Annotated in this window: 16 protein-coding genes; 7 read left to right on the forward strand and 9 right to left on the reverse strand. The window is 74.4% G+C overall.

Annotated elements, in window-relative coordinates; all coding sequences use genetic code 11:
• Positions 1-239: 239 nt before the first annotated feature.
• Positions 240-1,424 carry an erythromycin esterase family protein gene (locus ACFYYW_RS39500; RefSeq protein ID WP_387657218.1) on the reverse strand — a complete coding sequence of 395 codons (1,185 nt, stop codon included), beginning with the start codon at positions 1,422-1,424 and terminating at the stop codon, positions 240-242.
• A 77-nt stretch (positions 1,425-1,501) separates the two neighbouring features.
• Here ACFYYW_RS39500 and ACFYYW_RS39505 point away from each other — a divergent pair, with 77 nt between their 5' ends.
• Complete coding sequence (locus ACFYYW_RS39505; protein WP_387657221.1) at positions 1,502-2,206, forward strand: TioE family transcriptional regulator; 705 nt, start codon at positions 1,502-1,504, stop codon at positions 2,204-2,206.
• Positions 2,207-2,212: 6 nt separating this feature from the next.
• Positions 2,213-5,749, forward strand: coding sequence for a WD40 repeat domain-containing serine/threonine protein kinase (locus ACFYYW_RS39510; protein WP_387657224.1), 3,537 nt, complete (start codon positions 2,213-2,215; stop codon positions 5,747-5,749).
• Between the two features lie 13 nt (positions 5,750-5,762).
• Here ACFYYW_RS39510 and ACFYYW_RS39515 read toward each other — a convergent pair whose 3' ends face one another.
• The 4 genes from ACFYYW_RS39515 to ACFYYW_RS39530 form a co-directional block, all read right to left on the reverse strand.
• A complete protein-coding gene (locus ACFYYW_RS39515) occupies positions 5,763-7,529 on the reverse strand; it encodes a SpoIIE family protein phosphatase (protein ID WP_387657227.1) in 1,767 nt (588 codons plus the stop codon).
• 99 nt (positions 7,530-7,628) lie between these two features.
• Positions 7,629-8,723 carry a winged helix DNA-binding domain-containing protein gene (locus ACFYYW_RS39520; protein ID WP_387657230.1) on the reverse strand — a complete coding sequence of 365 codons (1,095 nt, stop codon included), beginning with the start codon at positions 8,721-8,723 and terminating at the stop codon, positions 7,629-7,631.
• A 260-nt stretch (positions 8,724-8,983) separates the two neighbouring features.
• The gene (locus ACFYYW_RS39525; protein WP_387657233.1) at positions 8,984-9,949 is read right to left on the reverse strand and encodes an RNA polymerase sigma-70 factor; all 966 of its coding nucleotides are present in this window, start codon (positions 9,947-9,949) and stop codon (positions 8,984-8,986) included.
• Between the two features lie 110 nt (positions 9,950-10,059).
• The gene (locus ACFYYW_RS39530; RefSeq protein WP_387657236.1) at positions 10,060-10,803 is read right to left on the reverse strand and encodes an SDR family NAD(P)-dependent oxidoreductase; all 744 of its coding nucleotides are present in this window, start codon (positions 10,801-10,803) and stop codon (positions 10,060-10,062) included.
• Positions 10,804-11,166: 363 nt separating this feature from the next.
• On the opposite strand from ACFYYW_RS39530, the gene ACFYYW_RS39535 reads away from it, so the two are divergent.
• Positions 11,167-12,402 carry a hypothetical protein gene (locus ACFYYW_RS39535; protein ID WP_387657239.1) on the forward strand — a complete coding sequence of 412 codons (1,236 nt, stop codon included), beginning with the start codon at positions 11,167-11,169 and terminating at the stop codon, positions 12,400-12,402.
• A gap of 59 nt (positions 12,403-12,461) precedes the next feature.
• On the opposite strand, the gene ACFYYW_RS39540 is transcribed toward ACFYYW_RS39535, so the two are convergent.
• Positions 12,462-13,607 (reverse strand): epoxide hydrolase family protein, encoded by a 1,146-nt coding sequence (locus tag ACFYYW_RS39540; protein ID WP_387657241.1) that lies wholly within the window; start codon positions 13,605-13,607, stop codon positions 12,462-12,464.
• 52 nt (positions 13,608-13,659) lie between these two features.
• On the opposite strand from ACFYYW_RS39540, the gene ACFYYW_RS39545 reads away from it, so the two are divergent.
• On the forward strand, positions 13,660-14,625 hold the full coding sequence (locus ACFYYW_RS39545; protein WP_387657244.1) for a helix-turn-helix transcriptional regulator: 966 nt from the start codon (positions 13,660-13,662) through the stop codon (positions 14,623-14,625).
• Positions 14,626-14,756: 131 nt separating this feature from the next.
• Here ACFYYW_RS39545 and ACFYYW_RS39550 read toward each other — a convergent pair whose 3' ends face one another.
• Entirely contained in the window at positions 14,757-15,635 is an 879-nt protein-coding gene (locus tag ACFYYW_RS39550) for an alpha/beta hydrolase family protein (protein WP_387657246.1), read from the reverse strand.
• A gap of 139 nt (positions 15,636-15,774) precedes the next feature.
• Here ACFYYW_RS39550 and trpB point away from each other — a divergent pair, with 139 nt between their 5' ends.
• From trpB to ACFYYW_RS39565, 3 genes are read left to right on the forward strand one after another with little or no spacing between them, the layout of a single operon-like run.
• Entirely contained in the window at positions 15,775-16,977 is a 1,203-nt protein-coding gene (gene trpB / locus ACFYYW_RS39555; protein WP_352326011.1) for a tryptophan synthase subunit beta, read from the forward strand.
• Positions 16,974-17,771, forward strand: a complete 798-nt coding sequence (trpA, locus tag ACFYYW_RS39560) for a tryptophan synthase subunit alpha (RefSeq protein ID WP_387657249.1) — start codon at positions 16,974-16,976, stop codon at positions 17,769-17,771. The genes trpB and trpA overlap by 4 nt, the downstream gene beginning before the upstream one ends.
• Before the next feature lie 9 nt (positions 17,772-17,780).
• A complete protein-coding gene (locus tag ACFYYW_RS39565; protein WP_352326013.1) occupies positions 17,781-18,536 on the forward strand; it encodes a GntR family transcriptional regulator in 756 nt (251 codons plus the stop codon).
• A gap of 4 nt (positions 18,537-18,540) precedes the next feature.
• Here ACFYYW_RS39565 and ACFYYW_RS39570 read toward each other — a convergent pair whose 3' ends face one another.
• Both ACFYYW_RS39570 and ACFYYW_RS39575 read right to left on the reverse strand, forming a co-directional pair.
• The gene (locus ACFYYW_RS39570; protein ID WP_387657254.1) at positions 18,541-18,897 is read right to left on the reverse strand and encodes an STAS domain-containing protein; all 357 of its coding nucleotides are present in this window, start codon (positions 18,895-18,897) and stop codon (positions 18,541-18,543) included.
• On the reverse strand, positions 18,876-20,111 hold the full coding sequence (locus tag ACFYYW_RS39575) for a GAF domain-containing SpoIIE family protein phosphatase (RefSeq protein WP_352326016.1): 1,236 nt from the start codon (positions 20,109-20,111) through the stop codon (positions 18,876-18,878). Before ACFYYW_RS39575 ends, ACFYYW_RS39570 begins: the two co-directional genes overlap by 22 nt.
• Between the last annotated feature and the right edge of the window lie 181 nt (positions 20,112-20,292).

A 20,292-nucleotide genomic window follows, 5' to 3' on the forward strand; every position in this document is an offset into this window, starting at 1 on the left:
CTTCCGTCGCGGCCGGGCGATCACCCTGGAAATGGCGGCCACAATTAGCGCATACCAGGGAATCGGGCGAATTCGGGCTGTCGCAGTGACCGCAGTTCATCAGCTCAGTCCTCTGGTAGGGGGCTTCGTGGACTCTGACGTCACCTCGACTTTAACGAGCGCGCGGCCGACGTCGCCAGGTAAAAAGAATTCCCCCGGAGGACATCATTCGCCAAACGCAATAAACAACAATGCCGACCTCAGATCTCCTTGAGGAAGACGATCGCGTCCGCCTGGCCGACGGTGGCGGGGTCGAGGGCCAGGTAGGTGTGGTCCACCGGGACGCGGGGCGCCGGCCCGCGGTCGAGCGCCCCGGCCAGGCGGCGGGGATCGACCACGGCGCGGGCGTCGCACACCTCCGACAGGATGCCTTCGAGGGTGTCGGGGGCCGGGACGTCGGCGCCGCGGGAGCCGAAGGTCGAGGCGGCGAAGGCGTACCGGTCGCCGAGACCCGCGGCGAGCACGGCCCCCGCGCTCCACCACCGCAGCTCCTCGCCCGCGAACCGCCACCGGCTCTCGTCGCGCTGCAGGTGGCGGTTGTGGGCGAAGACGAGGGTGGGGCCCCGGCGCTCCTCGCGCCGGACGATCGCGTCGAGGTTGCCGGCCATCATCGCGTCGCGCAGGCCCATGAGCGCGCCGAGCCGGCGCGGCGAGGGGTCGGCCATGCCGGCGTGGTAGCGCAGCAGCCCGGCGGCGGCGCGGGCGTGCAGGCCGGCGCGCCACCGGTCGTCGCCGGACGTGACGGCCGCCAGGTGCGGGGCGTGCGCGGTGAGCAGCACGCAGAGGTCGTCGGCGATCAGGCGCAGCTCCGCGACCTCCGGCGCGCCGCCGATCGAGCGGGCCGGGTCCGTGAGGGCGGCCGGGTCGGTCCAGCGCTCGTCGGGGCCGAGCAGCTCGTCCAGCCTTTCGCGGGTCAGGGGCAGGTCGAGGTGGGGGGCCAGGTAGTCGTACAGGGCGGTCAGGGCCGGGCGCGGGGCGGCCGGGCCGGTGATCTCCACCGGGGCGTCGAAGCCGTCGAAGCGCAGCCGGTCGCCTGGCGCGGACCGCTCGTTGCGGGCTCGCATCCAGCGCAGGAGCTCGCGGTTGGCGGGCGAGGCGCCGAACCCGTGGCTGAAGCCGCGGCTCATCGCCTCGTCGAGGGTGACGTCGCCGCCGGTGACGTACGCGTCGGCGGTCAGGCCGGCCAGGCAGTCGCTCTCGACGGCGATCGACCGGTAGCCCTCGTGCTCGACGAGGTGACGGAAGAGCTCGTTGCGCAGCTCCAGGAAGGCTTCGACGCCATGCGTGGGCTCGCCCAGGCCGAGCACGCGGACGCCGGGGCGCAGCAGCGCGGTGAGGGCGCCGCCGGTGAACGCCTGGACGGCGTCCCGGATCGAGGTCGTCATGCCTTCAACCGTATCGTTGAACTTCTTGTGTAAACTTCTGGCCGATCCACCGGCGGGCAGGGAGGCATACCTTCAACATGCGGCCCATCGATCTGGCGCGCGCGCACGGCCTGTCCACGCAGGCGGTGCGCAACTACGAGGACGCGGAGATCCTGCCGCCGTCCGAGCGTTCCGCGCACGGCTACCGCGTCTACACCCCGCGCCACGCGGCGGCGCTGCGCACGTTCCTGGCGCTGGTCCCCGCCCACGGGCACGCGACCGCGACCGCGATCATGCGGGCCGTGAACGGCGGCGGCCTCGCGGCGGCGCTGCGCCTGATCGACGAGGGCCACGCCCAGCTCGCCGAGGACCGCGGCACGCTGGAGGCCGTCGAACGCGCGCTGCGCGACCTGGCGCCGCCGCGCGAGGCGGAGCCCGGCGTGACGTTCATCGGCCCGCTGGCCCGCCGGCTGCGCATCAAACCGGCGACGTTGCGCAAGTGGGAGCGGGCCGGGCTGACCGTGCCCCGGCGCGACCCGCGTACCGGTTACCGCGTCTACACCGCCGCCGACGTCCGCGACGTGCTGCTGGCCCACCAGCTGCGGCGCGGCGGCTACGGGCTGGCGCAGATCCGGCAGGTGCTGGACCAGGTGCGCGCGGCGGGCGGCATGGAACCCCTGCAGGCGACGTTGCGCGACTGGCACGACCGGCTCACCGCCAAGGGCCTGGCCATGCTCACCGCGGCCGGCGCGCTGGACGCCTACCTGCGCGAGGGGAACTTTGCGACCGGGGAGGGCATCTAACACGCCGTGGAAGCGTCGAACGCCGGAGAACCGCAGCGCATAGGGCAGTACTGGCTGGCCGGACGGCTTGGGTCCGGGGGCCAGGGGGTGGTGTACGACGCCTACGACCCCGACGGCCGCCGGGTCGCGCTCAAGGTCCTGCACATGGCCGACAGCCCGGCCAGCCGCGAGCGGTTCGCCAAGGAGGCGGCCGCGGCCGGGCGCGTGGCGTCGTTCTGCACGGCGCGGGTGCTCGACTGCGACCTGTCGGGCAGCAGGCCGTACATCGTCAGCGAGTACGTGCCGGGCCCCAGCCTGCGCCGGGCGGTCGAGCAGGGGCGCCGGTTCGCCGGGGACGACCTGCACCGGCTGGCCACGGCGATCGCCACCGCCCTGACCGCCGTGCACGACGCGGGCGTCATCCACCGGGACCTGAAGCCGGACAACGTGCTGCTCGGCACCGACGGCCCGCGGGTGATCGACTTCGGGGTCGCGCGCACCCTGGACATGTCGCTGACCAGGACCGGCGAGGTGGCCGGCACGCCCACGTACATGGCGCCCGAGGTGTTCACCGGGCAGCGGGCGGGCGCGCCCGCCGACGTGTTCGCCTGGGGCGCGATCATCGTGTTCGCCGCCACGGGCGAGGACCCGTTCCGCGCCGACAACCTCGGCGGGGTCATGCACCGGGTGTTGTCGAGCCAGCCCGACCTGAGCGGGCTGCCGCCCCGGCTGGCCTCGCTGGTGTCGGCCGCGCTGGAGAAGGACCCGGCGGCCCGTCCCACCGCCCGCGACCTGCTGCTCGCCCTGGTCAGCGGCAACAGCGCCGACACCCGCGGGCTGCTGACGGCGGGCAGCCGCGCCGCCAGGGGCGTGCACGTGCCCGAGCAGGGCGACCCGGCGCTCGGCACGATCGCCGAGGACGCCTACGGCGCGCTCGCGCCCGAGGAGCGCGAGCTGGCCGCCGAGGTGTTCCTGCGCCTGGTGACGGTCACCGAGGACGGGCACGAGGCCGTGCGCTGGGCGTTGAAGGAGGACCTGCTCGCCGGGCGCTCCGAGGGGGAGACGCGCGCGATCGAGCACATCCTCCAGGTGTTCTCCTACCTGGTGACGCAGAAGAACGAGGCGGTGGCGCTGTCGCGTCCCGCGCTGCTGCGCGCCTGGCCGCGGCTGCGCGTCTGGGTGGACGGCGACCGCGACGGGCTCGCCGTGCTCGGCCAGCTCAGCGACGCCGCCCGCCAGTGGGCCGGCAACGGCCGCAAGGACGGCGACCTGCTCCAGGGCAGCCGCCTCGACCAGGCGCTGACCTGGGCCGCCACCGGCCGCAGGCACATCACGCTGACCCCGCTCGAACGTGACTTCCTGGCCGCGGGCACCGGCCTGGCCAGGCGGCGCGTGCGCCGCCGGCGGCTGACCACGGCCGCGCTGGCCGGGCTGCTGGTGGTGGCGCTGGCCGCGGGCGGCCTCGCCGTGCTGCGCGGCAGGCAGGTGACCGAGCAGAGCAGCCTGGCGGGCCGGCAGCGCGACCAGGCGGTCGGGCGGCAGGCCGCCGCCGAGGCCGACCGGCTGCGGACGAGCGACCCGGTCACGGCGATGCTGCTCAGCGTGGCGGGCTGGCGGCTGGCCCCCACTCCCGGCACCCGGCGGAGCCTGACGACCTCGCTGACGATGCCGGAGAGCGCCGTCTTCCGCGACCCCGGCGCCAAGGGCGTCTCGGCGTCGGCGTCGGCGGCCGGCGGGCGCGTGCGGGCCATCGCCGGCGAGGACGGCGTGCGGGTCTACGACGTGCCCTCCGGCCGGCAGACCGCGTTCTGGCGGTGGCCGCGCGGACTGGAGGCGCTGCCGTCAGCGGCGGCGCTCAGCCCCAGCGGGCGCACGCTGGTGGTGGTCAGCAGGGACACGGCCTACGCCTGGGACGCCAGGACGGGCGCCAAGCTGCGCGAGCACCGCATCGGCGAGGGCCCAGGCGTGCACGTCACCTTCGACGGCAACGAGAACCTGGCCGCGGTGATGCGCGAGACCACCCTGGAGTTCCTGTGGGACACCAGGACCGGCGCGTCCTACACCCCGGACCTGGAGTCGGGCGTGGCTCCGGCGATCGCGCCCTCCGGCGCCTACATCGCAGGCGTCGGGCCCAACCAGGGCGGACTCAAGGTGATCCGCCTGCCCGGCCTCACCGTGGACACCCGCCTGCCGAAGGCGTGCGGGCCGGTGGTGGCCTTCACGCCGGACAGCAGGCGGCTGCTGTGCGCGAACGGCGACATCACCGCCTTCGACCTGGCCACCGCCAGGAAGGTGCCCGACTCCGACCGGCCGTTCTGGCAGGAGTCGGCCCTGGACGACACGCTGAACGGCCGGCTGCGGACGAGCCCCGACGGCCGCCGCATGCTGGCCGTCGAGGGCCGGACCCTGCACCTGCTCGACGCGGACGACGGCGACGAGCTGGCCCTCTACCGGGCCGAGGGCGAGCCCGAGGACGTCTGGCTGGAGGCCGACGGCCACACCGTCCGCTACGTGCTCGACAACTCGACCATCACCGCCGACCTGACCTCCCGCCTGCCCTCCACCCGGCTGCCGCAGGGCTACGAGCTGGACGCCTTCAGCCGGGACGGCCGCCTGGCCGCCGCCACCAAGGACTCAGGGCCGGTCCGCGTGTGGGACGGCGTCCGGCTCGGCCTGCCGATGGCCGGCAGCGCGGGCGTCACCGGACAGCTGTTCGACCCGGCGGGCGCCCGGCTGGCCGCCGAGGGCGCGGACTCCTCGGCGGCCCTCTGGGACGTCGCCACCGGCCGCCGGTTGTGGCGCCACGCCGTGCCGCGCACGCAGTTCGTGTTGTCGAAGACGTTCACCCCCGACGGCCGCCGGCTGGTGCTGTCGCTCAAGGAGCAGAGCGAGCGGGACGCCCGCAACGAGCTGGTCGTCCTCGACGCCGGCACCGGCCGCACGCTCGCCCGGCACCATCTGGCCACGGTCACCGAGACCATCGTGGCCACCCGCGACGGCACGGCGGTGGTGACCGCCACCGGCAAGGTCTACGACCTGCGCACCGGCAAGGCCGTCGGCCCCGGCTTCAACCGGTCGGGCCTGGCGATCGCGCTCAGCCCTGCCGCGCAGGTGCTCGCTCTCGGCTCGGCCACGGTCGAGCTGTGGGACGTCGCCACCGGCCGCGAACTGCCGCCCGCGCTGCGCGTGGCCGCCCGGGGGCAGGTCGAGACCGTGCTGTTCAGCCACGACGGCTCGCTGCTCGCGCTGATCGGCAGGTCCATCGGGGAGACGTTCGACGACGTGTACACCGTCCAGGTCTGGGACGTCGGCTCGCGGGAGCGGATCGGCTCCTTCCCCATCGGCATCCTGGACCGGCTGGCCTTCAGCGCCGACGACCAGACCCTGTACGTCTCGGGCAACGCCTCAGGGACGATCATCCGGATCCCGGTGGGCGCCGAGTCCGTGGCCCGCCTGGTGTGCGAGCGCGCGGGCCGCACGATGAGCCCGCAGGAGTGGCAGCGGCACCTGAAGGACGTGCCCTACCGGGACGTCTGCCCCGGCGTGCGGCACGGACGGTCGTGACGGGGGCCGCTCGTCAGATCGCGGGCAGGCCCCGATCGCCGTCCAGCACGCTGCCGCGCAGGTCGTCCGGGGCCGTGACGCGCGGCGGCACGCGCAGCGTCAGCATGGCGACGTCGTCGTCGTTGTCCTCGGGCCGGACCCGCGCCAGCAGCATGTCGCCGAGCGCGTTCAACGGCCGGTGGGTGTGGGAGGCGGCGTACCGGCTCAGGCGGGCCAGGCCCTCGTCCAGGGAATGCCCGGGGGACTCGATCAGCCCGTCGGTGTAGAGCACGAGGGTGGACCCCGGCGGCAGCTCCACGACCGCGTCGGCGCGCTCACCGCGGATGCCGGTGCCCAGCAGCAGGCCCTGCCCCTCGTCCAGGAAGCGGGTGCGGCCGTCGCGCTCGATCAGCAGCGGCGGCGGATGGCCCGCGTTGCTCCAGCACAGCAGCCAGCGGCCGTCGTCGGTGTGCTCCAGCCGGGCCAGGACGACGGTAGCCATGGTGGCCTGCGCCATGCGCACCACCGCGCGGTCGAGCCGGTCGAGGATGGCGCTGGGCCGGTCCTGCTCGGCGCCGGCGTAGGCGCGCAGCATGTTGCAGACCTGGGCCATCCCGGCGGCGGCCTCCAGGTCGTGGCCGACCACGTCGCCGATCACCAGGGCGGTGGCGCCGTCGGGCATGGTGAAGGCGTCGTACCAGTCGCCGCCGACCTGCGAGGCGCGGGGAGCGGGCACGTAGAGGGCGCTCATCTCCAGGCCGGGCACCGACGGCAGGCGCGGCAGCAGGTGGCGCTGCATGGTCTCGGCGACCCGGCGCTGCCGCTCGTACAGGCGGGCGTTGTCCAGGGCGAGGCCGGCGCGCCGGGCGATGTCCTCCACCAGCAGCAGGTCGGCGGTGGTGAACGCGCCGGACCGCTCGGCGCGGCCGAGCGTCAGCGCCCCGACCACGTCGCGCACGCCGCGGATGGGCGCGATGCCCGCCGAGTGCATGCCGGTCCTGCGGAACAGCTCCTGCTGGAAGACCGCGATGCCGGAGTCGGGCGCGCCCTGGTAGGTCTCCGGCCCGGCCAGCGTCGCGGTGACCCCGCGCAACGCCCGCGACAGCGGCATCGGCGACTCCTCGGGGACCGCGGGCATCGGCCCCTCCAGGTCCTCGTGGTGCACCAGGACGCCGTCCTCGTGGTGGACGACGGCGGCGCGGTTCACGCCGCCGTGCTCGGTGAGCAGGTCCACCACCACCCAGTCCGCGAGCAGCGGCACCACCAGGCGGACGAGCTGGCGCAACGTCTCGTCCACGTCGAGGCTGGAGGTGAGCGTCGTGGTGGTCTCGGCCAGCAGGGCCAGCCGGTCGAGCTCGGACATCGACGTCCCGTGCTCCGGCTCCGGGACCTGCGCGCCGGGCTCGTCGGCGTCGTGGAAGAGCACCAGCGCCCCGGTCCTGCCGTCGGCCAGCAGGCAGGGCGTGACCAGCCAGGAGGCCGGCAGCAGGGAGCCGTCGCCGCGGGCCAGCCACTCCCGCTCGCCCTGGGAGGTGCCGCCGGTGATGAGCGGGCGTCGCATCGCGCACCGGCTGCGCGGCAGCGTCTCGCCGCGCGGGCCGCGGTGCAGCAGGTCGTGGGCGTCGGCGCCGAGCAGGTCGGCGGCGGGACGGCGGAGCAGCGCCTCGGTGCGCGGGGCGACCTCGACGATCCGGCCCCGGTCGTCCACGACGTACGCGCCCGCGTGGGTCAGGTCGCTCAGCCCGCGGGGACGTCCGTCCTGCGGCCGGTGCGGCCCGGCGTCGTGCTCGGGCACGTTCATGATGTCGGCTCCTCTCCTGACCACCTCCTACCCGCCGTCCTGTTCGTCACCAGGGACGCCCGCGGTCCTGACAGTATGGCCGAGCTTATGGGGATCTACTCAGTACCCGAGAATCCGGGTGCGGTCGCCGGCGCCGTCGGAGAGGAACGACGCCAGGGCACCCCCTTCCTCGGCGACGGCGGCCCGCTCGGCCGGGGAGAGGCCGCGCAGCGGCGTGACCAGCACGGTGTCGTCCTCGACGGTCCAGGTGGCCGAGACCCGGCCGTCCACCAGGACCATCCGGGCGCCGGCGACCGACAGGCCGCGGTGTTCGCGGTCGATGATCCGGCCGCGGTCGTCGTAGCCGAGGATCGCGTTGTCGAAGGCCGGCAGGAACCGTACGGGGGCGGGCGTGCCGGGGTCGGGGCGCGGCGCGCCGGGCAGGTCCAGCAGCTCGCGGCCGCGCTCGTCCCGGAAGGCGACCAGTTCCTCGCGGACCGCCGCCACGGCCCTGGGCAGGCCCGCCAGGCCGGACCAGGCGCGCAGGTCGGCCGTGGCGGCGGGGCCGTACGCCGCCAGGTAACGCCGTACGAGGGCCTGCCCCACGGGGTCGGCGCCGTCGGCGGACAGCGGGTCCACCTCCCGCCCCAGCCAGGACGACAGCGGCAGGTTGCGCACGCCCGCCCGCGTCCGCCACAACCCGCGCGGCGGGAGCTGCGCCATCGGGACCAGCGCGGCGACCAGCATCTCGCCCAGCGCCCGCGGCCCCGGACCGGGCCAGCGACCGGCCACCGCCCGCGCGAGCTGCGACATCGAGCGCGGCTCGCCGTCGGCCAGCACCGCCCGTCCGGCCGCCGCGAGCTCGTCGAGGTCCACCCCCGCCAGCTCACGGCGGTAGACGCCGAGCACCCGCTGGCGCAACATCGCGTCGTGCCGGGCCCGCCAGGCCAGGACGTCGGCGGCGGTGACCAGGTGGACGGTGCGCCGCATCAGGTGGGTGCGCACCACGTCCCGGCCGGTCAGCAGGCCCGACAGCGTGGCCGGGTCGAAGGCGCGCAGCCGTGACCAGAGCCCGGTGAAGGGCTCCTGCGGCTCCTGCGCCTGAAGGCCGCACAGGTGCGCGACGGCGTCGAGGACCGGCAGGCCGGCGCGGTCGAGCAGCAACTGGCGGGCGAGCGTGGCGCGGTTGAGCGCCCGGGTGCTCAGAACGGTCATCTCCTCTTCCCGTGTCTCAGGATGCTCCTTTTCGTGCGGTGCCCATGCTGGCGGAGGAAGCGGTCAGGTTGTGGCCTCTTCTTACGCCACCATGGGAAACAAGCAGGAGACCTCGGCACGCCTGCTCTCGCTGCCCCAGATGCGCCGCGACCGGCCGGGGGCGCAGGTTCGACGACGGCATCGAGGTCGTCGGCCCCGCCGGGCTCAAGGACGCCTTCGCCCAGCCGGCCCGCCGCTGCACCGCCGCCGCCTGGCACGGCTCACTTCTTCGGGAGGCGGGCGACGTCGGAGACCGGGCCCAGATGGGCGAGCTTGTCCGGGTTGACGACCGAGTGGATGGCCTGGATCACGCCGTCGGCGACGTCCAGCTCGACCACGCCCGCCACGCGTCCCTCGGCGTCGTACATGACCGCGCCGGGGCGGCCGTTGACCCAGGCCGTCCGTACCGTGACGCCGAGCGCGCGGACCCGGCGCAGCCCCGCGACCAGCATCTTGACGACCCGGGGCGCCCCGGCCGCCGGCCTGGCCATCGCCTGCGCCTTGCCGCCGCCGTCCCCGTGCAGGACGACGTCGGGCGCGAGCATGCCGAGCAGCGCGTCGAGGTCGCCGCCGTCGGCCGCGTCGAAGAACCTGCGGGCCAGCTCCTCGCCCGTCGCCCGCCGCGCCTGGGTCGGCACGGTGTCGCGGGACTGCCGCCCGGCGGCGACGCGCTGCCTGGCGCGGGTGAGGATCTGCCGGCAGTTCACCTCGGTCCTGCCGGTGATCCGCGCGACGTCCTGGTAGCCGTACCCGAACACCTCGCGCAGCATGAGCACCGCGCGCTCCACCGGCGACAGGGACTCCAGCAGCACGAGGAACGCCATCGACAACGAGTCGGCCAGCTCGGCGTGCTCGGCCGGACCCGGCTCGCCGGTGTGCGCCACGACCGGCTCGGGCAACCATTCGCCCACGTACGTCTCCCGTCGCACCCGCGCCGAGCGCAGGTGGTCGATGCCCAGCCGCGTCACCGCGGTCGTCAGGTACGCCTTCGGCTCGCTGATCACGGTGCCCGTGTTGCGCGCCCTGGTCAGGCCGAGGAACGCGTCCTGCACGATGTCCTCGGCGTCGCCCACGGAACCGGTCATCCCGTAGGCGATGGAGAACAGCAGCGGCCGGTAACCGGTCACGTCCGGCTCCTCCGCCAGGGGCAGGGGGTCGGTCCCGTCGGCTCCTGTCCCGCGGCTCATCTGCTCGGCCTTTCCGTCCTGGGGTTCTTCTTGCGTACGACGCCCAGCAGGGTAGCCGTGCGGCTGGACCTCGTCGTGACCAGGCGGGCGGGTCCGGTGGCGCACGGAGGTCACCACGCGATCGGGCCGAGGCGGTCGACGAAGACGCCGGTGGGGCCGTCGGGGCCCAGGGTCGCGAGCCGGACGATCGAATCCGTGCCCTCGGTGACCGTCAGCAGGCCGGTGTGACGGTTCATGTCGGTGGCGGCGAACTTGTGGTTGGCGGTCTCGCCGGGGGTGGCGACGTTGAACTTGATGTGCGGGAGCGCATGGGCGTACCGGACGGTGATCATGTTCAGGGCCGCCTTGGAGGAGCTGTAGGCCAGCTCGTGCATCTTCGAGACGGGCTGGTCCGGATCGGTGACGACGGCGAAGGAGCCGCCGCCGCTGGACACCATCACCACCCGCGGGTTCTCTGCGGCCTGGAGCAGGGGCAGAAAGGCGTGGGTGACCCGGACGGGGCCGTAGACGTTGGTGTCGTAGACGGCGTGGATCTCGTCGGCCGTGGCGTCCGCGGGAGGGACGGCGTTTCCCGGCGCGCCGGCGTTGTTGACCAGCACGTCCAGGTGGTCGGTGTGCTCGCGGACGAGCCGCGCGGCCTCGTTCACCGACGCGTCGGAGGTCACGTCCAGGGGGATCATGATCACGTCGATGCCGTCCTCGGCCAGCCGGGCGGCGGCGGCCTGCCCGCGGCCCTCGTCGCGGGAGCCGAGGAAGATCGTCCAGCCGAGTGTGCCGAGGCGGCGGGCGGCTTCGAGGCCGAGGCCCTTGTTAGCTCCGGTGATCAGTGCGGTGGTGCGTTCCGTGTTCGTCATGCGCTCTAAGACGGAACCCCCTTCGGGCGTGTGACAGTTTGTGATCGACGTCACAACGGGCTGGTCCAAGGCCGGGGACACGAACTGTCGGTGCGGCCCGGCATTCTGGCGAGCGGCGGAGACGTGGAGGATGCGACACGCCGGAGACGCTGCGTGTCCGTCTGGCGGGCCGGATGCGGCGCGGCCGGGGTGAGCGCACGATCGGGACGCCCGGTTGATCACGCGGGGAGGGCGCTGACCTGCGGCGACGAGGTCCCGTCCCTCTCGTTGTCGCCGCGATGGCGACTTCGTCCCGACCTTCCATGCTCATGGTCAATTTCTGGATTTGAATTTCCAGAAATTGGAAAATGTTAGGGTGTCGCCGTGACTGCGGAGGTCGGCGTGGTGACGCCTTGCAAGCATTGTGGAGCTCCCATCGAGCAGCGGCCGGGGCGCGGGCGGCCGAAGTCGTACTGTCCGGAGAAGGGGTGCCAGGCGGCGGCCAAACGGGAGCGCGAGCTGCGGCGGGCCACCCCCGGGCTGGAAGGCGCGCTGGCCAGGGCCGAGCAGCTGTACGACCGGATGGAGACCGGGCTGCTCGCGGCCATCGAGCCGCTGGCCAAGGCCCTGTCCGACGAGCTGAGCCCGGCCGGGGTCGAGGCGAAGCTGAGCGCCGTCCAGGCCGAGGCGCACACGCGCGTGGCGATCGCCCGCACCGAACGTGAGCAGGCCTTCGAGCAGGTACGCCTGGCCCGTGAGGCCACCGAGCACGCGCGCCGGCAGACCGCCGAGATGCGAGCCCGGCTGGAGGAGGCCGAGAACGAGCGCGAGACGGCGCTGCAGGACGCCGAACGCGCCCGCGAGCAGGCCCTGGCCGCGTTGCGCGAGGCGGCCAGCACCGAACGGCAGGCGTTGCAGACCGCCGAGAGGGCGGTCCGGCGGGCCGAGCAGGCCGAACGACGGGTGAAGGAGGCTTCGCGCCAGGCGGAGCTGACCGAGCAGACTCGGGATCAGGTCGTCCAGGAGCTGGCCGAGCAGGCGGAGGCGGCCGAGGAACGGGCCGAGGAGGCGCGGGCGCAGGCCGTACAGGCCGGGCTGGAGGCGGACCGGGCGCGGGAGGAGAGAGACCGCGCCCGGGAGGAGGCGGCGGCGGACGGGCGGGCGCGCGAGCTGGCCGAGCGGGCGATGATCGCAGCCACGGCCAGGGAGGAGGCGGCCGCGCAGGAGCGGGAGCGAGCCGTTGAGCGGGCAGAACGCGCCGAACGCGCGGCCGCCGAGGCCGAACGGGACCGGGCGGTCGCGCAACGGGAGGCCGCCCAGGCCGCGGCCGAGGCGGACGACCTGACCCGGAGGCTGGCGTCGGCCGAGGAGGAGGCCGCCGCGGCGCTGGCCAAAGAACGCAGGCAACACGCCCGTGAGAAGGCGCGGGCCGCGGCTGCGGTCGGTGAACGCGACCAGCTGCTGGGGGAGTTGCGGCTGGAGCGCATGCGTCTGGCCGACGTACGGGCCGAACTGGACGCGGCACGCGCCGAGGCCGCGCTGCTACGGGAACGAGCGGTCGCCGCCGAACTCGCACAACGAGCCCCCGCCCCCGAACCACAGGCGACACGGACCGACTGACCCCGGACCGACTGACCCCGGACCGACTGACTACGGGCGACACGGCGCGGGCCGAGGAGTCAGCGCAGGGGGCGGAAGAAGGTCCTGACGTCCTCGACGAGCAGGTCGGGGGCCTCCATGGCGGCGAAGTGGCCGCCGCGGTCGAACTCCGACCAGTGCACGACGTTGTGCTCGCGCTCGGCGATCCGGCGCACCCCGGCGTCCCCGGGGAAGACGGCGACGCCGTGCGGCAGCCCGGAGTACTCGGCCACCGCGCCCCACCCCTTCTGCCCCTCCTTGTAGAGACGGGCGGAGGAGGCGGCGGTCCCGGTGAACCAGTAGACGCTCACGTCGGTGAGCAACTGGTCGAGGTCCACCGCGTCCTCGGGCAGTTCGTGGGCGGGGTCGGTCCACTCCTTGAACTTCTCCACGATCCAGGCCAGCTGCCCGGCGGGGGAATCGTGCAGCCCGAACGCGAGGGTCTGCGGCCGGGTCGCCTGGATGATCGCGTAACCGGCCCGGTCCTGGTCCTGGTACTGGCCGAGGCGGGCGAGCTCGGCCGGGGCGAGCTCGCGGAGCTCGGCCGGGTCGCCGCTGGGGAACCCGAGCGCGCCGTTGACGTGCACGCCCACGACGTTCCTGGGCGCGGCGCGGCCGAGCATCGGCGAGATCACCGAGCCGCTGTCGCCGCCCTGCGCGCCGTACCGGTCGTAGCCGAGGCGGTCCATCAGCTCGGCCCACGCCCGTGCGACGCGCTCCAGGTCCCAGCCGGGCTCGGTGGTGGGGCCGGAGAAGCCGAAGCCGGGGATCGAGGGGGCGACGACGTGGAAGGCGTCGGCCGGGTCGCCGCCGTGGGCGGCCGGGTCGGTGAGCGGGCCGATGACGTTCATGAACTCGGCGACCGAGCCCGGCCAGCCGTGCGTGACGATCAGCGGCAGCGCGCCGGGCTCGGGGGAGCGGACGTGCAGGAAGTGCACGTTCTGCCCGTCGATGGGGGTGGTGAACTGCTCGAAGGCGTTGAGCCGCCGCTCGGCGGCCCGCCAGTCGAACGAGGTGCGCCAGTACTCGGCCAGCTTCTTCGCGTAGCTCACCGGGACGCCGTAGGACCAGCCGACGCCGGGCGCCTCGTCCGGCCAGCGGGTCGCCGCCAGCCGGGCGCGCAGGTCGTCCAGCTGGGCCTGCGGGATGTCGATGCGGTACGGGCGGATGCGCGGGTCGTCGTTCATGTCCATGACTGTAGGAAGGGGCTAGGACAGATTCAGTCCTAGGATGGACGGCATGCTGGAGACGTCGGCGCGATTGTTGCGTCTGTTGTCGTTGTTGCAGACGCCCAGGGAGTGGTCGGGCGCAGAGCTGGCCGAACGGCTCGGCGTCTCGCCCCGCACGGTCCGCCGCGACATCGACCGGCTGCGCGAGCTGGGCTACGTCGTGGACGCCACCCCGGGCACGGCCGGATACCGGCTCGGCGCCGGGGTCGGGGTACCGCCGCTGCTGCTCGACGACGAGGAGGCGGTCGCGGTCGCCATCGGGCTCGGCACGGCGGCGGTCTCCGGCGTGACCGGCATCCAGGAGACCTCGGTGCGGGCGCTGGCCAAGCTCGAACAGGTGCTGCCGGCCCGGCTCCGGCATCGCGTCGGCGACCTGCGTTCGGTGACGGTACCGCTGGCGGGGGCGGCGGAGGCGGTGGACCCGGCCGCGCTCACGGCGATCGCCGCGGCGGTCCGCCGGCGGGAGGGCCTGCGGTTCGACTACCGCTCCCACGACGGCGTCGCGGATCGCCGTGCCGCGGAGCCGTACCGGCTGGTCAACTCGGGTCGCCGCTGGTACCTGGTGGCCTGGGACACCGGCCGGGCGGACTGGCGCACGTTCCGCGTCGACCGGCTGCGGCTGCACAGCCCGAACGGCCCGCGTTTCACGCCCAGGGAGCCGCCCGCCGCCGACCTCGTGCGTTACGTCTCCGAGCGGATCTCCGTCGATCCCTACCGTTACCAGGGGCGGTTCACGGTGCGGGCTCCGGCGGACGTCGTCGCCGCCCGGATGCCGCCGACCATGGCGGTGGTCGAGCCGGTCAGCGACGGCTCCTGCGTCCTGTCCGCCGGGTCGCACTCGCTGGACGAGCTGGCGATGTGGGTCGCGCAGCTCGGCGTGCCGTTCGAGGTGCACGAGCCGCCCGAGCTGGTCCGGCACGTCCGCGCCCTCGCCGCCCGTCTCCTCGACGCCGCCCCCGACGCCGATCCGGCGTAAGGCCCCGATCCGGAGTAAGCGCCGATCCGGAGTAAGCGCCGATCCGGAGTAAGCGCCGATCGGGCGTGAAGCGCCGGATCCGGCGTAAGGCCGCCGATCCGGGGTGAAGCGCCGCACCGGCTCGACCGCGGCTACGACGGCCCGTCGGGCCGGCTGCCGGGCTGACTGTCGGGCGGCCCGTCGGGCTGGCTGTCGGGCTGGCTGTCCCGGTTGTCGGGCTGGGCGAGCCAGGCCACGCACCGGCGCGTCAGCTCAGGGTCCCGGGCCGCGTCCAGGTGGCCCGCTCCGGGATGCACGGTCACCCTGATCCGGCCGGCGTGCCGCGGGTAGACGTGCTCGATCGTCTCGCGGAAGCGCAGCGCGCCCTGGGGCGGCACGTGGCTGTCGTCGGCGCCGCACTCGAAGGCGATGGCCGGTCCGTGGGCGTAGGCGCCGATGTTGGTGAGCGGGTTCAGCCGGTCGAACCACCACTGGGCATGGCGGCCCGCGTGTCCCTGAGGCAGGAGGCGGGCCGGGTCGTCCAGCGCGCACATGCCCGGACGGGTCCAGTCGGCGGTGCCCGCGACGGCCGCCGCTCTGCGTACCCGGTGGTCCAGCCCGGCCAGCGCCACCGCGCAGTCGCCGCCCATCGACACCCCGCCCGCGACCGCGCCGGGTCCCGCGCCGAGCTCCGCGGCCGCCCAGTCCAGGACCCGGACGCACTCCACTGTCGTACGGCCCAGCAGCGGCCACATCTCCTGGCGGAAGTCGCCCAGGACGCGTTCGGCCAGCTGCTCAGGGCTCTCGCCGCCGCGCCGGCCGTGCCGCCACGGGTCGAGGCTGACGGCGACCATGCCCTGCCCGGCCAGGTCGCACATGGCGGGCAGGCAGGCTCGCGTGTCGCCGCCCAGGTGCGGGAGCCACAACGCCACGGTGGCTCCGCCCGCGCCGGCCGGCGGCTCGATCCAGGCCACGGGAACGTCGTCCACCCACGCGTGACGCACGTCCTGGCTCTGCTGCTCAGTGCTCATCACGGTCTCCTCGGCTCGAACGTGCCAGATTCCCCGTTCGGCGCGACGTAGTCGGGCCGGGGGTGGCGCGGCGGGGCGTCGCCATGCCACACTCACTGTTATAGAACTCTCGTAAGAGTTATAGAACGAGGTGAGCAGGATGCGAGAAGCGACGCCACTGCGCGAGCCCGCGCCGGCGGCCGGGCTGATGGGCGAGCCGGGAGCCCGCGGCCGGTTCGGCGGGTACGGCGGCCGGTACGCGCCGGAGTCCCTGGTGGAGGCGTGCCGCGAGGTGGACGAGGCGTTCCGGCAGGCATGGGCGGATCCGGGCTTCCGCGGCGAGCTGACCGAACTGCTCGCGCTGCACGCCGGACGGCCGACCCCGCTGACCCCGGCCCGCCGGCTGTCACAGGAGCTGGGCGTGCGCCTCCTCCTCAAACGCGAGGACCTCACCCACACCGGCTCCCACAAGATCAACAACGTGCTGGGCCAGGCGCTGCTCGCCAGGCGGATGGGACGGCGCAGGCTGATCGCCGAGACGGGAGCGGGCCAGCACGGCGTGGCCACCGCGACCGCCGCCGCGCTGCTCGGGCTGGAGGCGACCGTCTTCATGGGCGAGCGCGACATCGAGCGGCAGAGCCTGAACGTCTTCCGCATGCGCATGCTCGGCGCCGAGGTCGTCCCGGTCACCACGGGCAGCCGCACCCTCAAGGACGCCACCAGCCAGGCCATGCGGCACTGGGTCGGCGTCACCGGCGACACCCACTACTGCGTCGGCTCGGTCATCGGGCCGGACCCCTACCCGTGGATGGTCAGGGAGTTCCAGCGGGTCATCGGTGACGAGGCGCGCGCCCAGTTCGCGGCCGGCCAGCCGACCGGCGTGCCGGACCATGTCGTCGCGTGCGTCGGCGGCGGCTCCAACGCGGCCGGCACGTTCGCCGGCTTCGCCGGCACCACGGCGCGCTTCGTCGGCGTCGAGGCGGAGGGCGGCGCCGGGGCGGCCCGCGGCAGGCTCGGCGTCCTGCACGGCTGCCGCTCGCTGTTCCTCCAGGACGACGACGGCCAGATCGTCGAGGCCCACTCCGTCGCCGCCGGGCTGGACTACCCGGGCGTCGGCCCCGAGCACGCCCACCTGCGCGAACTGGGCCGGGCCCGGTACGTCACGGTGACCGACGAGGAGGCCGTGGCCGCGGCGTTGCGGCTGGCGCGCGCCGAGGGCATCGTCCCGGCGCTCGAATCGGCGCACGCCCTGGCCTGGGTGATCCGCGCGGCCGGCGGCGAGCTGCCCGCCGGATCGACCGTCCTGATGACGCTGTCGGGCCGGGGCGACAAGGACGTCTCCGCCCTGAAGGAGCTGCTGTGACCGACATCCTGACCCCCGGCGCGGTCGAGCGCCACCTGCGGGCCCGCCGGGACGGCGGCCGCGCCCTGCTCATGCCGTACGTCACCGGCGGCATCACGCCCGGCTGGACGCGCTACCTGCGGGCGTTCGCCGCGGCCGGCGCGGACGCCGTCGAGGTCGGCCTGCCCTTCTCCGACCCCACGCTGGACGGCGTCACCGTCCAGCAGGCCAGCCAGGCGGCGCTGGCCCGGGGGGCGAGCACCCGCCGGATCCTCGCCGACCTGGCCGACGTGCGGGACGTGGGCGTGCCGCTGATCGTCAGCACCTACTACAACCTCGTGCTGCACGACGGGCCCGAGGCGTTCTGCGCGGCGCTCCGGCGGGCCGGCGTCGACGGCCTGATCGTGCCCGACCTGCCGGTGCACGAGGCGGACGAGCTGGCGGACGTGGCCGCCGCCGCCGGGATCGACCTGGTCCTGCTGGCCTCACCGGCGACGCCGGAGCCGAGGCTGGCCGAGATCGCGCGCCGCAGCCGCGGATTCGTCTACGCGGTGTCCCTGATGGGCACCACCGGCGAGCGGGCCACGCTGGCGGAATCGGCGGCGGAGCTCACCGCGCGGCTCAGACGCAGCACCGATCGGCCGATCTTGCTAGGATTTGGCATTTCCACGCCTGACCAGGCGCGGGAGGCCGGCCGGCACGCCGACGGAGTGGTGGTCGGCGCCGCGGTCATGCGGCGGGTGCTCGACGGCGCCGGGCCGGACGACCTGCGGGCCTTCGTCGCGACCCTGCGAAAGGCCCTCGACCAGGAGTGACGCACCACGATGACCCCCGACGCCGGGCACGAGGCGAGATACCGCGCCATCGCCGCCGACCTCGCCGCGAAGATCCGGTCGGGCCATTACGCCCCCGGCGAGGCGCTTCCTCCGCAACGGGAGCTGAGCGCCTCCTACGGGGTCACCCTCATGACGCTGCGCCAGGCGTTGCGTGAGCTCAGCGACGAGCACCTGATCGTGCAGCGGCCCGGCAAGGGCACGTACGTGGCTCCGCCGCACCTGGCCTACCAGCTCGGCTCGCTCCGCAGCCTGGCCGACGACCTGCGCGAACAGGGTCACGACGTGCGGACCGTGGTGGCCGGGCGGGCGATGCGCCGGGCCCCCGAGCGGATCGCCGCGGAGCTGCGGCTGCGTCCGGGCGACACGGCCCTGCGGCTGGAGCGGGTGCGCGAGTTCGCCGGGCGGCCGGCCGTCCATCAGGTGTCCTGGGTGCGCAGGCCGGTGGCCGACCAGATCCGCGACCGCGACTTCGCCGCCGTCTCCCTCTACGCGGCGCTCGCCGACGCGGGGGTGGCGGTCGCCCGCGCCTCGGAGGTGGTCGGGCCCGGCCTGCTCGACGCCGCCGCCGCGCGCCGCCTGCACGAGCCCGAGGGCAGCGCCGTGCTGGTCAGCACCCGGATCACCTACACGCCCGACGGCGTTCCCGTCGTGTCCGACCACGCCACCATCCTGGGCACCATGATGGAGATCCGCACCGAACGGGCGGCCACCGGCCTCTCGCTCGCCTGGCGGGCCACCAGCTAGGGCCTCACTGCAGGGCGGCGACGGCCTTGTCGACGCTGTCGTGGAAGGACAGCAGACGGGTCAGCCCCATGATCTTGAACGGGTGCTCGATGTCCGGGCTGAGCCCGGCCAGCGCCAGGCCGGCGCCCGCGTCCTGGGCCCGCTGATGGGCGCTGACCAGCACGGAGATGCCGGTGGAGTCGCAGAACCGCAGCCCCGACATCTCGATCACCAGGCCGTCGCCCGGCGCGAGGCCGAGCTCGTCCAGAGCCTCGTGCAGGCGGGGGGAGGTGTGGTGGTCGAGGTCGCCGGCCACCGCGAGGATGCGGATGCGTCCCGAAGGGGGCTGGGAGGTGATGGTCAGACCGTGGTCGTGCTGCACTGGGGCTCCTCAGAAGAGACGCCCGTCGAGCGGGCGGGGACGGACAGGGCGAGCACCGCGGTGTCGTCCGACACGCCGTCGCCGAGGGTCGTGATCAGTTTGTGCACCGTGGCCAGCAGGCCGTCGGCGCTGGTGGGGGCGGCGGCGGCCAGGTAGGCGGCCAGGCCCTCCTCGTCGAGCCTGGCCCCGGTGCCGGTGCGCGCCTCGGTCAGGCCGTCGGTGTAGAGCAGGAGCGCGTCGCCGGGCCCCAGACGGGTGCTCACCTGGGCGAAGTACGGGTCGCGCAGGATGCCGATGAGCTGCCCGCCCTCGGGATGGACGGCCTCGACCGCGCCCGCGGCGCGCACCACCAGCGAGGGCGGATGCCCGCCGCCGGCCAGGGTGACCTCGAAGCCGCCGTCCACCGGGTCGAGCACCCCGAAGACCGCCGTGCAGTACGGCGGCGGCATGACCTGACCGGCGTGCTCCTGCTGCAGGACCGTGTCCAGGTTGGCCAGCACCGCGCACGGGTCGGGGTCGTAGACGGCGGCGGCGCGCAGGGTGTAGCGGACGAGCGAGGTCAGCACGGCCGCGTCGGCGCCCTTGCCGCAGACGTCCCCGAGGAAGAACGCCCAGCGGTTGCCGTCGAGCGGGAACAGGTCGTAGAAGTCGCCGCCGACCTCGTCCACCGAGACGGGATGGTAGGCGGCGGCCGCGCGCAGGCCCGGCACCTCCGGCAGGGTGTGCGGGACGAGCGTCTGCTGCAGGGTGCGCGCCAGGCGCTCGGCGTCGGCGCGCAGCCCGCGCTCGGTGGCCAGGGTGCGGGAGGCGGCCAGGCGCAGCTCCAGCTCGTCCGTGACCAGGGCGGCCAGGTCCCGCAGAGCGCTGACGTCCTCGTCGGCGGCCTGCCGGGGACGGACGTCCATGACGTTGACGCTGCCCACGCAGCTGCCGTCGGGGACGGTGATCGGGGCCGCCGCGAAGAAGCGCACGCCGGTCCCGCCGGGCGGATCGGCGGCCGTCGCCGGGTCGGCCGTGACGTCCGGGATCACGCACACCTCGCCCCGCGCGAGCACGGCGGAGTACAGGCTCTCCGCGCAGCCGCCGGGGAACGGGCCGTGGGCGGCCATCCGGCGCACCCCCTCGTCGCCGGCGAACGTCACGGTCGCCATGGGGGCGTGGAACATGCGCGCCGCCAGCGAGGCCACCCGGTCGAGCGTCGCCTGGCCCGGCACGGCGGGGAGTTCGTGCCGCTGGAGGGCCGCCCCGCGGTGCGTGTCATCGGCGGTGCTGACGTCCGGCTCCTTCCGCTCGCTCCGCCGGCACAGGCGCCGAGCAGGGGCGGAGGGCCGACCCCCGGAGTCATTTGCCCTATTCTACCTACGGTCGAGGTGATATCTGACCTGCTGGTCCACG

It is taken from the genome of Nonomuraea sp. NPDC001831, from assembly GCF_042892035.1.
In the GTDB taxonomy this organism is placed as follows: Bacteria; Actinomycetota; Actinomycetes; order Streptosporangiales; family Streptosporangiaceae; genus Nonomuraea.